13 protein-coding genes are annotated in these 16,478 nt (G+C 74.7%); 10 read left to right on the plus strand and 3 right to left on the minus strand.

Features of this window, described 5'->3' with window-relative positions; all coding sequences use genetic code 11:
- Positions 1-140 precede the first annotated feature (140 nt).
- From AB0D10_RS07340 to AB0D10_RS07350, 3 genes are all read left to right on the plus strand, one after another.
- Positions 141-272, plus strand: coding sequence for a hypothetical protein (locus tag AB0D10_RS07340; protein WP_360252756.1), 132 nt, complete (start codon positions 141-143; stop codon positions 270-272).
- Positions 273-341: 69 nt separating this feature from the next.
- A complete protein-coding gene (locus AB0D10_RS07345; RefSeq protein WP_360252759.1) occupies positions 342-2,189 on the plus strand; it encodes an ABC transporter ATP-binding protein in 1,848 nt (615 codons plus the stop codon).
- The gene (locus tag AB0D10_RS07350) at positions 2,186-3,163 is read left to right on the plus strand and encodes a serine/threonine-protein kinase (protein ID WP_360252762.1); all 978 of its coding nucleotides are present in this window, start codon (positions 2,186-2,188) and stop codon (positions 3,161-3,163) included. Before AB0D10_RS07345 ends, AB0D10_RS07350 begins: the two co-directional genes overlap by 4 nt.
- Before the next feature lie 35 nt (positions 3,164-3,198).
- Here the strand turns inward: AB0D10_RS07350 and AB0D10_RS07355 are convergent, their stop codons facing one another.
- On the minus strand, positions 3,199-4,008 hold the full coding sequence (locus AB0D10_RS07355; protein WP_360252765.1) for a hypothetical protein: 810 nt from the start codon (positions 4,006-4,008) through the stop codon (positions 3,199-3,201).
- Between the two features lie 203 nt (positions 4,009-4,211).
- Between AB0D10_RS07355 and AB0D10_RS07360 the strand changes: the two genes are divergently transcribed.
- The 5 genes from AB0D10_RS07360 (at position 4,212) to AB0D10_RS07380 (ending at position 9,722) form a co-directional block, all read left to right on the plus strand.
- Entirely contained in the window at positions 4,212-5,480 is a 1,269-nt protein-coding gene (locus tag AB0D10_RS07360; protein WP_360252768.1) for an MFS transporter, read from the plus strand.
- Between the two features lie 176 nt (positions 5,481-5,656).
- Positions 5,657-5,890 (plus strand): hypothetical protein, encoded by a 234-nt coding sequence (locus tag AB0D10_RS07365; RefSeq protein WP_360252771.1) that lies wholly within the window; start codon positions 5,657-5,659, stop codon positions 5,888-5,890.
- A 256-nt stretch (positions 5,891-6,146) separates the two neighbouring features.
- The gene (locus AB0D10_RS07370) at positions 6,147-6,692 is read left to right on the plus strand and encodes a methylated-DNA--[protein]-cysteine S-methyltransferase (RefSeq protein ID WP_360252774.1); all 546 of its coding nucleotides are present in this window, start codon (positions 6,147-6,149) and stop codon (positions 6,690-6,692) included.
- Positions 6,693-6,987: 295 nt separating this feature from the next.
- A complete protein-coding gene (locus tag AB0D10_RS07375; protein ID WP_360252777.1) occupies positions 6,988-8,406 on the plus strand; it encodes a family 2B encapsulin nanocompartment shell protein in 1,419 nt (472 codons plus the stop codon).
- A 266-nt stretch (positions 8,407-8,672) separates the two neighbouring features.
- Complete coding sequence (locus tag AB0D10_RS07380) at positions 8,673-9,722, plus strand: family 2 encapsulin nanocompartment cargo protein polyprenyl transferase (protein ID WP_360252780.1); 1,050 nt, start codon at positions 8,673-8,675, stop codon at positions 9,720-9,722.
- Between the two features lie 277 nt (positions 9,723-9,999).
- Here the strand turns inward: AB0D10_RS07380 and AB0D10_RS07385 are convergent, their stop codons facing one another.
- The gene (locus tag AB0D10_RS07385; RefSeq protein ID WP_360252783.1) at positions 10,000-11,040 is read right to left on the minus strand and encodes an NAD-dependent epimerase/dehydratase family protein; all 1,041 of its coding nucleotides are present in this window, start codon (positions 11,038-11,040) and stop codon (positions 10,000-10,002) included.
- Positions 11,041-11,317: 277 nt separating this feature from the next.
- Between AB0D10_RS07385 and AB0D10_RS07390 the strand changes: the two genes are divergently transcribed.
- Positions 11,318-12,652 (plus strand): DUF1254 domain-containing protein, encoded by a 1,335-nt coding sequence (locus AB0D10_RS07390; RefSeq protein ID WP_360252786.1) that lies wholly within the window; start codon positions 11,318-11,320, stop codon positions 12,650-12,652.
- 243 nt (positions 12,653-12,895) lie between these two features.
- Here the strand turns inward: AB0D10_RS07390 and AB0D10_RS07395 are convergent, their stop codons facing one another.
- Positions 12,896-14,779 (minus strand): hypothetical protein, encoded by a 1,884-nt coding sequence (locus AB0D10_RS07395; RefSeq protein WP_360252789.1) that lies wholly within the window; start codon positions 14,777-14,779, stop codon positions 12,896-12,898.
- A 150-nt stretch (positions 14,780-14,929) separates the two neighbouring features.
- Between AB0D10_RS07395 and radA the strand changes: the two genes are divergently transcribed.
- Positions 14,930-16,441: a DNA repair protein RadA gene (gene radA / locus AB0D10_RS07400; RefSeq protein ID WP_360252792.1), complete on the plus strand. Its 1,512-nt coding sequence runs from the start codon at positions 14,930-14,932 to the stop codon at positions 16,439-16,441.
- Positions 16,442-16,478 lie beyond the last annotated feature (37 nt).

A 16,478-nucleotide genomic window follows, 5' to 3' on the forward strand; every position in this document is an offset into this window, starting at 1 on the left:
TGCCGCACTGCCCGACCGCCGCGCCGCACCGCCCCGTCGTCGCGAGCGGAGAACCGCCGCGGCTGCCGGTGAGCACCCCCGCCCCCCGGCGCGTACCTCCGGGTGGGGATATCGAGCAGACCTACGGAGAGGTGGTAGCCATGAGCATGCTGGCCAACCTGGTGCCGGCGCTGCGCCATCCGCGCAAGCGGACCGGGACCGGCAAGGAGACCAAGGACTCCAAGACGAACGACCGTCGTCGCCGCCGTCATGGAAGCAACTCGCGGCACTGACGGCTTCGCCGTCCTGTCAGGGCCGGGCCGTCGTCGGCCCGGCCACATCCCGTGGGCCGGATCCGTACCGTGTGGTCGCTGAAGCGGTTGACGGCCGTCGACGCGGGTGACGGCGACGGCCGGGTGGACCCGGTCGTCGCCCAGGCGCCGGCCGTCCCGCTGCTGCGGACGTTCGGGCGCTTCTGGCCGTACACCCGCGGTGGCCGGCGCTGGCTGGTCCTGTTGCTGGGGTTCGTCCTGCTCGGGCCGGTGGTCGACGCGGCCGCGATCTGGCTGTTCAAGGTCGTCGTCGACGACGTACTGGTGCCGCACAGGCTCGGGCTGTTCCTGCCGGTGGCGCTCGGCTACGCCGTGCTGGCGGTGGTGGCAGGGGGTCTGCGCTTCGCCGACGAGACGACCTCGACCTGGGTCAGCGAGCGCTTCCTGCTCGCCCTGCGCACGGACGTGTTCCGCCATCTCCAGGGCCTTTCCCTGGGGTTCTTCGAGCGGCGGCGGCTCGGTGACGTCCTGTCGCGGCTGACGTCGGACGTCGAGGCGGTCGAGACCTTCCTCCTCTCGGGCGTCCTCGACGTGGTCGCGTACGTCGCCGAGCTCGCCGTCTTCCTCGCGGTGCTGTTCTACCTGCGCTGGGACCTCGCCGCCGTGGCCCTCGTGGTCGCGCCGGTGTTCTGGTTCACGGCGCGGCGCTTCTCGGTGCGGGTGAAGGCCGCGTCCCGGGAGCGGCGGCGGCGCAGCGGTTCGGTGAGCGCGCTCGCGGAGGAGACCCTGGACAACCTCGCGCTGGTGCAGGCGTACAACCGGCAGGACTGGGAGCAGGAACGGTTCCTCCGCGAGAGCCTGGCACGGTTCCGGGCGACCATGGCCGCGACTCGGCTGCGGGCGCTGTTCGCGCCGATCGTGGAACTGCTGGAGCTGGCCGGCGCGCTGATCGTGCTCGGGCTGGGCGCCTGGGAGCTCGCCCACGGCCGGCTGACGCTCGGCGAACTCCTCGTCTTCGTCACCCTGCTGAGCCGGCTGTACAGCCCGATCCGGGGGATCTCGCGGCTCAGCAACGGCTTCTACTCCGCCTCGGCCGCCGCCGAGCGGATCATCGAACTGCTCGACCAGCAGCCGCAGGTGGCCGACCCGCCGGCCCCGCTGCGTCCCGCCGGGATCCGCGGCGCGGTCGCCTTCGACAGGGTGTGGTTCCGCTACCCGGGCACGACCCGGGTGGCGCTGTTCGACGTGTCCTTCCGCGCCGAGCCGGGCGAGACGGTCGCCCTCGTGGGAGCGAGCGGGGCGGGCAAGTCGACGATCTCCAAGCTGCTGCTGCGCTTCTACGACCCGGAGCGCGGCGCCGTCCGCCTCGACGGCCTCGACCTGCGCGAACTCGCCCTCGCCGACCTGCGGGAACACATCGCGGTCCTGCTGCAGGAGACCCTGGTGATCCACGGCACCGTCCGGGAGAACATCGCCTACGGGCGGCCCGGCGCGACCGACGCCCGGATCGTCGCGGCCGCGAAGGCCGCCGACGCGCACGAGTTCGTCAGCCGGCTGCCGGACGGGTACGACACGCTCGTCGGCCGGCAGGGCGGCATGCTCTCCGGCGGGCAGCGGCAGCGGATCGCGATCGCCCGGGCGATGGTCCGGGACGCGCCCGTCCTGCTGCTGGACGAGCCGACCGCCGGGCTGGACGCGGAGTCCGGACGGCGGATCCTGGAGCCGCTCCGGCGGCTGATGAGCGGTCGGACGACGATCATCATCTCGCACGACCTGCTGACCGTGCGGAACGCGGACCGGATCGTGCTGCTTCGCGGCGGCTGCGTCGCCGCCTGCGGCACCCACGAGGAACTGCTGGCCCGCGACGACGGCTACGCCCGGCTCGACCGGCTGCACCGGCCGCCGGTCCGGGAGGCGGCCAGGGAGGCGGCCCGATGAGCCCCCGCCGACCCTCCACCGCCCGTCGGCCGTTGTCCGACCGCGAGCCGCCGCCCGACCGCGAGCCGTTCTCGGACCGGCAGCCCTCCCCGGCCCGACCTTCCCCCGCCCGACCGCCGTCCCCTCCCCGACCGCCGTTCCCGGCAGGGGAGTCCATCGCCCCCGGCTACCAGGTCCTGGCCCACCTGTGCCGCACCGGCTGGCTCGACGTGTACGACTGCTGGAGCGAGGAACGGGACTGCCGCTGCGTGGTCAAGGTGCTCCGGCCCGACCGCCGTCGCGAACGGAGGCTGCGCGAGCGCCTGCTCCGCGAGGGCCGCTGGCTGACCGAGTTCACCCACCCGCACCTGGTGCGCGGCTACGGCACCGGCGAACGCCCGCAGCCGTACGCGGTGCTGGAGACCCTCACCGGCGAGACCCTCGCCCACCTGCTGGACACCCGAGCGCGCCGTCCGGCCGCCGGCGACCTGGCCCTGCTCGGGCTCCACATCTGCTCGGCGACCCGCTACCTGCACGGGCAGGGCCTGCTGCACCTCGACCTCAAGCCCTCCAACATCGTGATCGACTGCCGCCGCGCCAAGGTGCTCGACCTCAGCATCGCCCGCCCCCCGGGCCCGGGCACCCCCGGCATCGGCACGGACGGTTACCTCGCCCCCGAACAGGCCACCGGCGGCCCGCTCACGGCGGCCACCGACGTCTGGGGCATCGGCATCACCCTCTACGAGGCCGCGACCGGCGAACTCCCCTTCGACGAAGGGCCGTCGGGCCCCGCGCCACCGGTGTCCGCACGCCGCCGCCTGCCCCGCCCCTTCGCCGAGGCGATCGACGCCTGCCTGCGCCTCGACCCGGCCGCCCGGCCCGGCCTTCCCCGATTGGCGGCGCTGCTGGACGGTGTGCTCCCGTTCGGCCGCCGCGCGGTCCTGCCGGGGTCCGAGGATCCCGCTCACCCGGGAAGCGGCTCCACCGGGTGGTGACGGTCGTTGGTGATCGTCCGGGTGCCGCCGTGTGGTCACCGCCCGGCCCGCAGCTGCCGGAGGGTCCAGCCCGGGCCGATTGTGCCGCTGTGGGTGGTGAAGAGTTCGGCGGCTCGGCGGTAGGAGAGGCGGGCGCGGCCGGTGTAGGGGCAGCGGTCGAGGGCGGGGGTGCCGGTGGGGGCGCGGCGGTCGGTGAGGAAGAGCGGGCCTTCGGTGCGGCCGGCGACGAGGAGGGGGAGGAGCCGGGCGGTGCCGGTCCGCCAGTGGAGGGGGGTGTGCCCGGGGCGGCTGCGGCGGCGGGGGAGGTCGAGGTGGTCGGTGTCCAGGGCCAGGACGGTCTCGATCGCGGCGCCGGACTCGTGCAGCAGGTGCCAGAGCGTCTGCTCGCGTAGGGGTGCGCGGAGGGCGAACAGGGCGTGCAGCTGGTCGGGGGTCAACGGGCCTGCCGCCGCGGCGGGTCGGGGTGCCGGGCGGGGGTGCAGGTCGGCGGTCGGGTCGCCGTCGATCCAGCCGTGGGCCCGCCACCAGACCGCGGCGGCCCGCAGGGTGGAGAGTTCCCGGTTGAGGGTGCGCGGGTCGGTGTCGGCGGCGCGGTGGGCGACGGCGGCGCGGAGCCGTTCGGCGGCGTCGGGGTGGTCGAGCAGGGCGAGTGGCAGGACGGGCGGTCGGGCGCGCCGCCGTGCGGGGCCGGTGGGGGCGGGCCGGTCGGCGAGCGCCCAGGCCCAGGTGTGCAGCGCGATCCGATAGATCCGCCGGGAGCCCTCGGCGAGCCCGGAGGCGGCGAGGTAGCGCTCGACGGCGACGGCGTACTCGACCGGGGGGAGTCCTGTCGCGTGCTCTGTCACATTCGCCTTCTTCCGCAGTAAATCAATTGTCCGGAGTTCCCGTTGGAATATCCGCGTTGCGCAGTAAACAGCAGGTGGGCAGCCATGGGAACCCCTGTTTACTGCGGTCGCCGGGCCAATTCGGAACATTGATGCCGGTGGACTCAGGTTTTTCCTCGGAAACCCTTGAATTCGACGTCCCCGGAACCCCAGACTTTCTGCTCATGGCAGTGGACATCGAACGGATCCCGGCCCGCCGACGGCGCCCGGGAGACCGGCTCGCCGTGCTGGGCGAGCGCGAGTTCCGGTGGTTCTTCCTCGGGTACACGACCTCCCTCGTCGGCTCGTCGATGGCGCCGGTGGCGGTGGCCTTCGCGGTGCTCGACGGCGGTGGCGGCGGGACCGACCTGGGGTGGGTGATGGCGGCCCGGATCCTCCCCGTGGTGCTGGTGCTGCTGGCCGGCGGGGTGATCGCCGACCGGCTGGGCAGCCGGGGGGTGATGCTGGGGTCGGACGTCCTGCGCGGCCTGGTCCAGGCGCTGTTCGCCGGGCTGCTGGCGGCCGGGCACGCGCCGGTCTGGGCGATGGTGGGGCTGGTGGCGGTGTGGGGGGTCGGCGAGGGGCTGTTCATGCCGGCCTTCGGTGCGATCGTGCCCCGGCTGGTGCGCCGCGAGGAGTCGATCGCGGACGCCAACACCCTGCTGGGGCTGTCCCGTTCGGCGGCGACGGTGGTCGGCCCGGCCGTGGCGGGCCTGGTGACCGCGACACAGGGCCCGGCCGTGGTGCTGCTGGTCGACGCGGTGACCTACGGGGCCGGTGCCGTCGCGCTGGCGGGGCTGCGGCTGCCCGGGCGGGTGGTGGCTGACGGCGGCGAGTCGGTGCTCCGGGAGCTGCGGGCCGGTTGGTCGGAGTTCGCGGCCCGGCCGTGGCTGTGGATCACCACCGCGCAGATGGGCCTGTTCAACCTGCTGGTCTGGGCGCCGTTCCTGGTGCTCGGTCCGCTCACCGCGCAGCGGGGGCTCGGCGGCGCCGGCGGCTGGGGCCTGGTGATGGGCGTGTACGGGGCCGGCGCGGTCCTGGGTGGACTGCTGATGCTCGGCCGCGTGCCCGCCCGTCCGCTCGCGGTGGCGTCCGTGGCCGCGCTGGGCTGGGCGCTGCCTTCCGGGGCGCTCGCGGCGGGGGCGTCGCTGCCCTGGGTGGCCGCCGGCGCGCTGGTGGCGGGGCTCGGCTCGGCGGTCTGCGGGACGCTCTACAGCTCGACGACGCAGAGATGGGTACCGGTGGAACTGCTCGGCCGGCTGACCTCGTTCGGTGTGCTCGGCTCCTTCGCCCTCGGCCCGCTCGGCCTGGCGGTGGCCGGCCCGCTGGCCGACCGGTTCGGCACGGACACCGTGCTGCTGCTCGGGGCGGTCTGGCAACTGGCTTCCGGAGCCGTAGTGTTGGGCATACCGGCCGTACGGAACCGCCGCTGGGTCAAGGACCCGGAGGACTGACCGACCCCTCGGACGGCTCCGGGGCGCACCCCCGGCCCCCGGTGCGGCCCACCGCGCCCGGCCGGCCCCGGAGCGCAACCGGCTGCCCCACCCGCGCACGTACGCCTCCGCGGCGGGCGGGGCGGCCGACCCGGTCGTACGGTGGAGGGAGTGGGGGTGACGGAGGAGGTCGTCCAATGCCCGGTTCGCTCACCATCAGCCACCACGAATCCGCCGTATCCCTGGACCACACGGACGCCGAGCGGCTCGCCACCGTGCTCGCCGAAGTGGCGTACCTGCTGGAGATCCCGGGCCCGAACCGGATCAACGACGCGCAGCTCGCCCTCCTCTGCGAGGGCCGGAGGCCGGACCGCGCCGAACTGGCGCACTGGGCCCAGGCGCTCGCCACCCAGCTGAAGGGGCAGCTCTGACCGAAGCCGAAGCCGAAGCCGATGCCGCCCGGCCCGGGGCCGAAGCCGTCCGGACCGGGGTCGGCGACGCCCGGCCCGGGGCCGATCGTGCCCGGGCCGGGCCTGTCGGTGCCCGGGTCCGGGTCGGCCGCGTCCGGGCCGGTTCGGACCACGGCCGGCTCCGCGGCGGCCCCCGTACGATGGCGCGCGGGGCGGGGACGCCCCCCGGGTGCCGGGGTGGCCGGCGGCCGGTCCGGCGGAGGGTGGGGGCCCGAACGTGCCGCAGTCCTGGTCGATGTCCTGGCTGACCGTGCCGACGCCGCTGCCCAGCGGCCCGATGCACATCGCGGTGACCCCGCTCGGCGTGGCGGCGGCCGGTTACGGCGGGCGTGACGGCGAGGAGCCGCCGTGCACCGACGAGTCGAAGATCACCGCCGTCACCGAGCGGATCGGTGCCTACCTGGCAGGCCGCAGCCACGACTTGGGCCTGCCGATCGACTGGAGCCTGAGTTCCGGGCCGCACCGCACCGTGCTGCAGACGCTCTGGCGCGAGGTGCCGTACGGCCGGACCGTCACGTACGGCGAACTGGCCGCCCGCAGCGGGGTGTTCGGGGACGTCGCGGAGCCAGGCCTGGCCGCCCGGACGGTCGGGCAGATGATGGCCGCCAACCCCGTCGCCCTCCTGGTGCCCTGCCACCGGGTGGTGGCGGCGGACGGGATCGGCGGCTTCGGCGGCGGCCGGGTCGGGATCGACGTGAAGCGCTGGCTGCTCACCCTGGAGGGGGTGTTGGAGCCGACGCTCGACTGGGACGGGCCCCTGTAGCCCACCGCCGGGGCGGCCGGCGTGGCCCGGTCGGTCCGGACGGTGGGCGGTTCTGTCAAGGGGTGGTGCGGGCGACGGCGTCGATGGGGGAGGATGGGTGCGGGAAATCGGCAGAGTCGAATAAATAGTCGAATGAATATCGATCAGGTGATCTACTCGTACTATTTGTTCGGTTATTCCAAACCACTCGAACGAGTGATTGCGGGCTGCCCGCGAATGGGCCCACCATGAAGCTGCAACACGAATGTGCAAGGCGACACTTCATCGGGTATCGGGTATGCGAAGGGCTCCCCTCATGTCGACCGAAACCAATGCCGGTATTCCTGCGCCCGGCGCGCAGACGGAGATCCGGCAGCAGCAGAGTCTGAGCACCGCGGGCGCGCGGAACCTCGCCACCACCACCAAGTCCGCGCCCCAGATGCAGGGCATCAGCCCGCGCTGGCTGCTCAGGAAGCTGCCGTGGGTGCAGGTGTCCGGCGGCACGTACCGGGTCAACCGCCGTCTGCGCTACTCCGTCGGTCGCGGCCGGGTGAGCTTCGTCAAGACCGGCGCCGAGGTGCGGATCGTCCCGCCGACGCTCGCCGAGGTGCCGGTGCTGCGCGGTTTCCAGGACGAGGCCGTCCTGGAGGAACTTGCCTCGCGCTTCGTGCAGCGGGAGTTCGGCCCTGGGGACGTCCTGGTCGAGGCCGGCACGCCGATCAGCGAGGTCTTCCTGATCGCGCACGGCAAGCTGGAGCGGATGGGCACCGGCAAGTACGGCGAGGAAACGGTCGTCGGCACCCTCGCCGACGGCGACCACCTCGGCGACGAGGGGCTCCAGCAGGACGACGGCACCTGGCCGTACACGGTCCGCGCCACGACCTCCGGCACCGTGATGGCGCTGTCCTGGCCGTCCTTCCAGGAACTGCACGACCGCTCCGAGGCGCTGCAGCTGCAGGTCATCGAGTACCTGAACGGCTTCCAGCAGGCGCAGAACAAGCACGGCGAGGCCGCGATCGACCTCTCCTCCGGCCACGAGGGCGAGTACGAGCTGCCCGGCGCCTTCGTGGACTACGAGTTGAAGCCGCGCGAGTACGAGCTGAGCGTCGCGCAGACCATCCTCAAGGTCCACTCCCGCGTCGCCGACCTCTACAACCAGCCGATGAACCAGACCGAGCACCAGCTGCGGCTGACCATCGAGGCCCTGCGCGAGCGCCAGGAGCACGAGCTGGTCAACAACCCCGAGTTCGGCCTGCTGGAGAACGCCGCGTACGACCAGCGGATCCAGACCCACTCCGGCCCGCCCACCCCGGACGACATGGACGAGCTGCTCAGCCGCCGCCGCAGCACCAAGATGTTCCTGGCCCACCCCAAGACCATCGCCGCCTTCGGCCGGGAGCTCAACAAGCGTGGCATCAACCCGGGCACGGTCGAGGTCGAGGGCCGGCACATCCTGTCCTGGCGCGGGGTGCCGGTCTTCCCGTGCAACAAGATCCCGATCGTCGGGCAGACCAGCTCGATCATCGCGATGCGGGTCGGCGAGGACAATCAGGGTGTCATCGGGCTGCACCAGACCGGAATTCCGGACGAGTACCAGCCGGGCCTTTCGGTGCGGTTCATGGGAATCGACGAAAAGGCCATTATTTCCTACCTGGTGAGCGCCTACTACTCCGCCGCGATCCTGGTCCCGGACGCGGTCGGCGTCCTGGAGAACGTGGACATCGCCCGGCGCTGACACCGCGGCGGGGTCGCTCGGAGATCCGCGCCGTCCGGCCGGCGGTGCACCGCACCCCGGCCGGCGATGCGTGTCGGCCCGAGCCCCGAGCCGGTGACGTGCCCCGCCCGTGCCGGCGGCCCGTCCCGGCCGTGCCCCGTGCAAGCGGTCCCGACCCGGCGCCCGCCGACCCCGCGCCAGGACACCGCCCGACACCCACAGCGCGACCCCGGCCCCGCCCGTGCCGGGCCATCCACACGACAGGCGCCAAGAAGGGGGAGACACCCATGACGAGTCCCACGCTGGAACGGGACCACCGCGAGGGGAACGAGGCGGCCGACATCCTCGCCCGGGCCCGCGCGCTGGTCGACCCGGTCATGCGGGCCGCCGTCGATTCGCTGCCCGGCACGATGCGCAAGGTCGCCGGCTACCACTTCGGCTGGTGGGAGGCGGACGGCACGCCCGCCGCGGCCTCCTCCGGCAAGGCGATCCGGCCCGCCATGGTCCTCGCCGCCACCCAGGCCCTGGGCGGTGCGCCCGCCGAGGCAGCCGCCGCGGCCGCGGCGGTGGAGCTGGTGCACAACTTCACCCTGCTCCACGACGACGTCATCGACCGGGACGACACCCGGCGCCACCGGCCCACTGCCTGGCGGGTGTTCGGCACCACCGAGGCCATCCTGGCCGGGGACGCCATGCACTCCCTCGCCCTGCGCCTGCTCGCCGAGGACACCCACCCGGCCGCCCACGGTTCGATCCGTCGGCTCGCCGACTGCGTGGTCGAGCTCTGCGAGGGCCAGCAGATCGACTGCGCCTTCGAGCAGCGCAACGACGTCTCGCTGCCCGAGTGCCTGGCGATGGCGGAGGCCAAGACCGGTGCCCTGCTCGGCGCCGCCTGCGCGATGGGCGCCCTGTACGGGGGCGCGTCCGAGGAGACGGCGCAGGCCATGGACTGCTTCGGCCGGGAGATCGGCTTGGCGTTCCAGCTGATCGACGACCTGATCGGCATCTGGGGGGACCCGGCAGTGACCGGCAAGCCCGTCGGCGCGGACCTGGTGGCCCGGAAGAAGTCGCTGCCGGTGGTCGCGGCGCTGGGCTCCGGCACCGTCGAGGGCAAGCGGCTGGCCGAGCTGTACGCGATCGAACGCCAGCTGAGCCCCGAGGAGTTGGCGCAGTGCGCAGCGGCGGTCGAGGGTGCCGGTGGGCGCGGCTGGGCGCAGGGCCAGTCCTGCGAGCGGATGGCGGCGGCGATGGCGCAGCTGGCCACCGCCGTACCCGAGCCGTCCGCGGCCGACGAACTGCTGGCGCTCGCCGAACTGGTCACCCGCCGGACGCACTGAGCCCGGACGCCCCCAAGCCCGGACACGTCCGACGCACCAGCCCGGACACGCCCGATGCACCGGACACGTCGGTCGCGGCGGGCTCGGGCGCCCTGGGCCGGCCACCCGAGGAACGCCGTCAAGGAGTGGGAAGTCGGACCGGCCGACTTCCCACTCCGCCGTCATGCTCGCCCCGGTAGCCTGCTCACGCGAGCCGGTTCATCCGAGCCGACACACCCGGCGCCCGCTCACCCGGGCCGGCACACCCGGCGCCCGCTCACCCGAGCCCCGTACCGGCTCACCCGAAGGCGGCCAACAGCCGCCGTTCCTTGGCGGGTTCGATGCCCTGACGCACCGCCGCGCCCACCCGCCCCTTGCGCCCGTCGGCGTCGGTGTCCTCGGCCTGCCGACGCGTCCGCAGCCACTCCCAGGTGTCCCGCGCGGTCTCGGCGAACGGTCGGCAACGCAGCCCGGCCGCCTCCGCCCGGCCGGTGTCGGCGAGCCAGGCACCCGCCAGCTCCGGCAGATCCGGTGCCCAGAGCGGGAGTTCGCTCCACGGCTCGACCCGGTCCGGCCCCGCGGCGAGCAGCGGTCCGTCCGGGACCCAGACCAACTCGGTGTCCGCGGCGCCCGCGACCGCCCGGCAGGTCTCCAGCCACTCGCCGAAGCGCAGCCGTCCGGGCGGCGCCGTGGTGAGGAAGCGCCCGCTGGTCCGGGCCGTCAGCAGGTCCAGCCCGAAGGCGGCGAAGTCGCGGACGTCGATCACCTGCATGGTCCGCTGCGGATCGCCCGGGGCGAGCACCCGCCCGCCGCGCGCCATCCGCTCCAGCCACCAGGGCAGCCGGCCGCCGATCTCGTGCGGCCCGATGAGCAGTCCGCTGTTGAGAACCAGCGACCGCTCGGCGCCGAACCCCGCCAGCACCGCGCGCTCGCAGCCGGCTTTGAGGGCGGGGCTGAACGGCTGGTCGGGCGGGGTGTCGGCGGGGCAGTCGTGCCGCGGGGAGTCCTCGCCGATCACCCGGGCGGGCCAGTCGGCGAAGGCGTGCACGGAGGAGACGAGGGTGTAGTGCCCGGCCCGCTCGCGTAGCAGCCGCGCGGTGCGGGCGGCTTGGGCGGGCTGTTGGGCGGAGGTGTCGACGACGGCGTCCCAGCTGCGGCCGTCCAGCAGCCCGGCGAGGTCCTCGGCACTGTCGCGGTCGCCGCGGACGGCCTCGACGCCGGGCAGGTCGGCGGTGCTGCGGCCGCGGTTGAAGGTGGTCACCCGGTGGCCCCGGGCGAGGGCCTGGGCGGCGTAGGCCCGTCCGAGGAAGGACGAGCCTCCGAGCAGGAGGATCTTCATACCGGCCACCCTCTCCCGGCCGCTCCGTCCGTACGCCCGGATTCGCGCTCAGCAGATCCCGCGCGGCCCCCGGTCCGGCGGGCCGGCCCCGACGTGCCGGCCTTTCCGGGCGGACTTAGCATCCGATCCATGCAGGTCTGTAGAGGTCTGTACGGATGTGTACCGATCGTGGAGCGGCGGCGCACCGGCCCCCGCCTCCCGGCCGGCCGCTGCGTCCCGACCGACCCGCGCGTCCCGACCGACTCCTCGTCCTGACCGACCGTACGAAGGACCCCCGATGAACCAGCCCGAGCTGGAGGCACTGGCCGCCGACGCGTACGTCTACGGCTACCCGCTGGTTGCCGGTCTCACCATGGCCGAGCGCTTCACCAGGGGCGGCCTGGGCACCCTGCCGGCGGCGCCGCTCAACAGGTTCAGCCACGCCACCCGGCTGGCCGGCCCGGCCGACGACTTCGTCTCGGTCAACAACGACACGGTCTACTCGATCGCCCAGCTCGACCTCTCCGAGGGCCCGCAGGTGCTGCAGGTTCCGGACACCGCGGGTTCCTACTACGTGCTGCAGGTCATCGACGCCTGGACGGACAACGTCGCCTACCTGGGCCGCCGCGCCACCGGTACGGGCGCGCAGACCTGGCTGATCGTCCCGCCGGGCTGGCACGGCACCGCGGCGGACCCGGAGCGGGTGATCGAGCTGCCGACCACCGTCGGCACCGTGGTCGGCCGCTTCGCCTGCACCGGCCCGGACGACCTGCCCCGGGTCCGGGACCTGCAGTCCCGCCTCGGCCTGGACCCGCTGGAGCCCGGCGGCCTGATCGCGGGGCTGCCCGAGCCCGACCCGGACGTCCCCGAACGGCTGGCCTTCTTCGAGCGCCTGCGGGTGTGGATGCAGGCCTTCCCCCCGGCCACCGCGGACATCGAGTACCAGCGCCGCTTCGCCCCGCTCGGCCTGCTGGACGACGGCGCGTCGCCGTACCGCGCGGCCGTCCCCGAGTGGACGCTCGCCCTGGCCAAGGGTCTGGCAGCCGGTCGCGAACGGGTCGAGGACGCCACCCGTCCGCCCGAGGACCACCCGCTCGGTGAATGGCGCTCCGCGCTCCACCTCTTCGACTACAACACCGACCACCTCGGCCCCGGCACCCTGGACGACCCCGAGTGGCGCATCCCCGACCGCCGCGCCGCCTACCTCAGCCGGGCCGCCGCCGCCCGGGCCGGCCTCTGGGGCAACCACGCCTACGAGGCCTCGTACGCGATGACCTACGACGACGCGGACGGCCGGCCTCTCACCGGTGCCAACAGCTACACCCTGCGCTTCGACCGGCTACCCCCGGCCGAGGCCTTCTGGTCCGTCACGATGTACTCGGTCCCGGACTACTACCTGGTGGAGAACCCGATCGACCGCTACTCGATCGGTGACCGCACCCCCGGTCTGGTCTACGGCGACGACGGCTCCCTCACGGTGACCCTCCAGCACGACCACCCCGAGGACCCGGCCGCCGCCGCCAACTGGCTCCCCACCCCGCCCGGCGAGTTCCGCCCGATCATCCGCCTCTACCAGCCGAAGCCCCGGGTCCTGGACGGGACCTACCAGGTCCCCCCGATCCACCGGACCTGACGCCCGCCCGGGTTCCCACCGGCCCCGGAGGAGGAGGGCGTCGGTCCCGGCCCGCGCGGCCGCCGACCCGCCGTCCAAGCCGTGACGCCGGGACCTGCGCCCGCCGCCCGCTTCCCGCCGCCCGCTTCCCGCCGTCCGTCGGTCGCCGGGAACCGGGAACCGGCCGAGGTCGGAGCGTCCCCGGGCACCCCGAGCTCCCGGGCACCCCGAGTTCCCAAGCACCGTCCCGGAGCGGTTCGCCGCCTATCGCGCGGTCGGCGACGCCGAGGGCGCCCCCGTCCCCGTCGGACGCGGCGGGGCGCTGCTCGTCGGGGCCGCCGTGGGCGTGCCCGGGCGGGAGGGTGTGCCGGACGGCGGCGCCGAGGACGGCGCACCCGTCGGCGAGCCCGACGGCGAGGGCGAACCCGAGGGCGAGGGCGCGCCGGTGGCGGTCGGCGAAGGGCCGGCCGTCGGCGGCGCGGAGTCCGTCGGGGACGGGTCGGCCGGTGCAGAGGTCGAGCCGCCGCGGTTGTGCGGGCCGCCCTCCAGGGTGACCACCGCCTGGGAGGGCGGGAGCGCGATCCGGGCGGTCCAGTGCGTGGTCGGCGCGAGGTCCTCGTCCACCGTGACGGTCACGGTGATCCGCTGGCCGGGGGCGAGGGTGCCGGAGTCGCGGCTGAGCCGGAGCCAGCCGGCGTCCGTCACCGCGCGCCAGCGGATCTCGGTGGTGCCGGAGTCGGTGAGGGTGAGGATCGTCCGGCTGCCGTACTCGGCGGCCTCGACGGTGAGCAGTCCGGCGGGGGCCGGTTCGGGCGCGCCCGGTGCGGAGACGGGTTCGACCACGGGGACGGGGGCGGCGACCAGGGTCGGGCTGCCGAGCGGGGTGGCGCCGTGTGCCGGGACGGGGACCACCGCACCTTGGAAGGTCAGCCGCGGAAAACCCGGAAGCAACGTTTCTGCACCGCCCGCCCCGCCGACACCACCCGTCCCCGCCAGCTCCAGGCCGGGCACCCCGGGTACCCCCTGGCCGGCCGGGCCCCCGGCCCCCGGTGGCCGCTGCCCGGTCTCCCGAGCGGCCTCGTCCACCCGCACCGCCGACATCGAGGCCGCCGACCCCGCCCCGCCGCCGCCCCGGTGTCCGGCCCAGAGCGCGATCACCGGCGCCGCCAGGACGGCCGCGAGCACCCCGGTGGTCACCACCCGCCGACGGACCGCCAGCCCGCGCCCCGCGTCCGGCGCGCGGTGCCGGGGGAAGCCGCCCTGGTCGAACCGCAGCCCCGGGTCGGCCGCCATGCCGGGGCGGACGCCCGCAAGGCCGACGACACCCGTGCCACCGGCAGCGCTCACGACGCCCACGACACCCGAGGCGCCCACGGCACCGACGCCGCCCGCCGGAGCCCCCAACAGCGGCAGCCCGGACAGCCCCGCCGCCCCTTCGGCCGCCTCGCCGGCGACCCGCTCCGCCGTTCCCCGGCAGGTCGGGCAGTCGACCACGTGCTGCACCAGCTCCCGCCGCAGTGCCGGGCCGAGCACCCAGTCCCGCCAGGACTCCGCCCCGGCCCCGCCGAGCCGGTCCAGCTCCGGGCAGCTGCCCACGCCGAGCACCAGCAGCGCCGCCCTGGTCCGGGCCACCTCGGTCTCGGCGCCGACCAGCAGCTCGCGGGTCCGTTCGAACGGCAGGCCCAGCACCGCCGCCACTTCCAGCGGGGTCAGCCGGTGCCGGACGGACAGCTCCAGCGCCTCGCGCTGCTCGGGGTCGGTGCCGGCCGCCTCGGGCCAGGCGAGCGAGGCCAGCTCGCGCCGCCGGCGGGCCGCCTCGGCCTCGCTCGGCTCCTCCCCGGCCGCTCGCCCGGCCCCGGTCCCGCTCCTACCGCCGGGTCCGGTCGCAGCCGTGCCCCCGTCCGCGAGTCGCCGCAGGCAGCAGTACCGGGCCAGCGAGAACAGCCAGGCCCGCACCAGGCCGGCCTCGGCCAGCCGGGCGCCGTGCCGCTGCGCCAGGTCGCGGACCTCGCGCAGGGCGTCGGCGGCGGCGTCGTGTTCGCACAGCACCGAGAGGCAGTAGGTGAACAGGCCGTCCACCTGCCGGTCGTACGCCGCGAGCACGGCGGCGGCCTGCGGCCCGGCCGGCCCAACAGTTCGCGTTGTCACCCGTCCGACGGTAGAGACCCGGGACGGCTCTTCCCCGCCATTCGCCGCGTATGTACTTCTTTCGGGTAACAACATCGCCCATCTGTGTGGACGCGCGGCGAGCCCGGTGGCGGACCGCCGCTGTCGTACCCAGGCGCTACCGTGGGCCGCATGCCTCCCCGTTCCAAGACCACCGCCAAGCCGCGCCCGGCGTACCGCTGCACCGAGTGCGGCAACCAGCTGCCCAAGTGGGTCGGGCGCTGCCCGGAGTGCAACGCCTGGGGGACGGTCGAGGAGTACGGCGCCGTGCCGATCCGGACCACGGCGGCCGGCCCGGTCAGTGCGCCCGCCCGCCCGATCGCCCAGGTGGACGGCCAGGTCGCGACGGCCCGATCGACGGGCGTCCCGGAGCTGGACCGGGTGCTCGGCGGCGGGCTGGTCCCCGGCGCGGTGGTCCTGCTGGCCGGCGAGCCCGGCGTCGGCAAGTCCACCCTGCTGCTGGACGTCGCCGCCAAGGCGGCCACCGACCGGCACCGCACGCTCTACGTCACCGGCGAGGAGTCGGCCGGCCAGGTCCGGCTGCGCGCGGACCGCATCAACGCCCTCTCCGAGCACCTCTACCTCGCCGCCGAGTCCGACCTGGGCGCGGTGCTGGGGCACATCGAGGCGGTCAACCCCGGCCTGCTGATCCTGGACTCGGTGCAGACCATCGCCTCCGCCGAGCTGGACGGCGCCCCCGGTGGCCCGGCCCAGGTCCGCGAGGTGGCGGGCGCGCTGATCCGGGCGTCCAAGGAGCGCGGCATGGCCACCCTGCTGGTCGGCCACGTCACCAAGGACGGCCAGATCGCCGGCCCCCGCCTGCTGGAGCACCTGGTGGACGTGGTGCTCAGCTTCGAGGGCGACCGGCACGCCCGGCTGCGCCTCATCCGCGGGGTCAAGAACCGCTACGGCGCCACCGACGAGGTGGGCTGTTTCGAGCTGCACGACGAGGGGATCGTCGGCCTGGCCGACCCGTCCGGCCTCTTCCTGACCAGGCGTGACAAGCCCGTCCCCGGCACCTGCCTCACCGTCACGCTGGAGGGCAAGCGCCCGCTGGTCGCCGAGGTGCAGGCGCTGATGGTGGATTCGCAGATCCCCTCGCCGCGCCGCACCACCTCGGGCCTGGAGTCGCCCCGGATCGCGATGATCCTGGCCGTGGTCGAGCGGCACGGCGGCGTGAAGCTCGGCAAGCAGGACATCTACACCGCGACGGTGGGCGGGGTGAAGCTGAGCGAGCCGTCCGCCGACCTCGCGGTCGCGCTCGCCGTGGCCAGCTCCTCCACCGACACCCCGCTGCCCAGCAACCTGGTGGCGATCGGCGAGGTCGGCCTGGCGGGCGAGGTGCGCCGGGTGACGGGTGTGCAGCGGCGGCTCGCCGAGGCGCACCGGCTGGGCTTCACCCACGCCCTGGTCCCGCCGGACCCGGGCAAGGTGCCGCCGGGCATGAAGGTGGTGGAGGTGGCCGACATCGGCGAGGCGCTGCGGGCCATCCCGGGCCGGCGCCGGGCGGCCGCCAAGCCGCGCGGCGAGGCCCGTGCTGAGGCACCGTCGGCGCCCCCGGCCCCGCGCTCCGCCCGGGTCGCGGTCGGTCCGGAGGAGCTGATGGACGGCTGGGAGCCGCTCGACTCCGACGAACTGCGCTGACCCAAGCCCTGCCGCAGCCGCACGCAGTTAGACTTTC

This window comes from Kitasatospora sp. NPDC048545 (assembly GCF_040651155.1).
GTDB lineage: Bacteria > Actinomycetota > Actinomycetes > Streptomycetales > Streptomycetaceae > Kitasatospora.

What these genes read in the sequence shown, in the direction of transcription:
- AB0D10_RS07340 (WP_360252756.1), top strand. Translation starts at nt 141, where the DNA reads ATGAGCATGCTGGCCAACCTGGTGCCGGCGCTGCGCCATCCGCGCAAG.
- AB0D10_RS07350 (WP_360252762.1), top strand. Translation starts at nt 2,186, where the DNA reads ATGAGCCCCCGCCGACCCTCCACCGCCCGTCGGCCGTTGTCCGACCGC.
- AB0D10_RS07360 (WP_360252768.1), top strand. Translation starts at nt 4,212, where the DNA reads ATGGCAGTGGACATCGAACGGATCCCGGCCCGCCGACGGCGCCCGGGA.
- AB0D10_RS07365 (WP_360252771.1), top strand. Translation starts at nt 5,657, where the DNA reads ATGCCCGGTTCGCTCACCATCAGCCACCACGAATCCGCCGTATCCCTG.
- AB0D10_RS07375 (WP_360252777.1), top strand. Translation starts at nt 6,988, where the DNA reads ATGTCGACCGAAACCAATGCCGGTATTCCTGCGCCCGGCGCGCAGACG.
- AB0D10_RS07380 (WP_360252780.1), top strand. Translation starts at nt 8,673, where the DNA reads ATGACGAGTCCCACGCTGGAACGGGACCACCGCGAGGGGAACGAGGCG.
- AB0D10_RS07385 (WP_360252783.1), bottom strand. Translation starts at nt 11,040, where the DNA reads ATGAAGATCCTCCTGCTCGGAGGCTCGTCCTTCCTCGGACGGGCCTAC.
- AB0D10_RS07390 (WP_360252786.1), top strand. Translation starts at nt 11,318, where the DNA reads ATGAACCAGCCCGAGCTGGAGGCACTGGCCGCCGACGCGTACGTCTAC.
- radA (WP_360252792.1), top strand. Translation starts at nt 14,930, where the DNA reads ATGCCTCCCCGTTCCAAGACCACCGCCAAGCCGCGCCCGGCGTACCGC.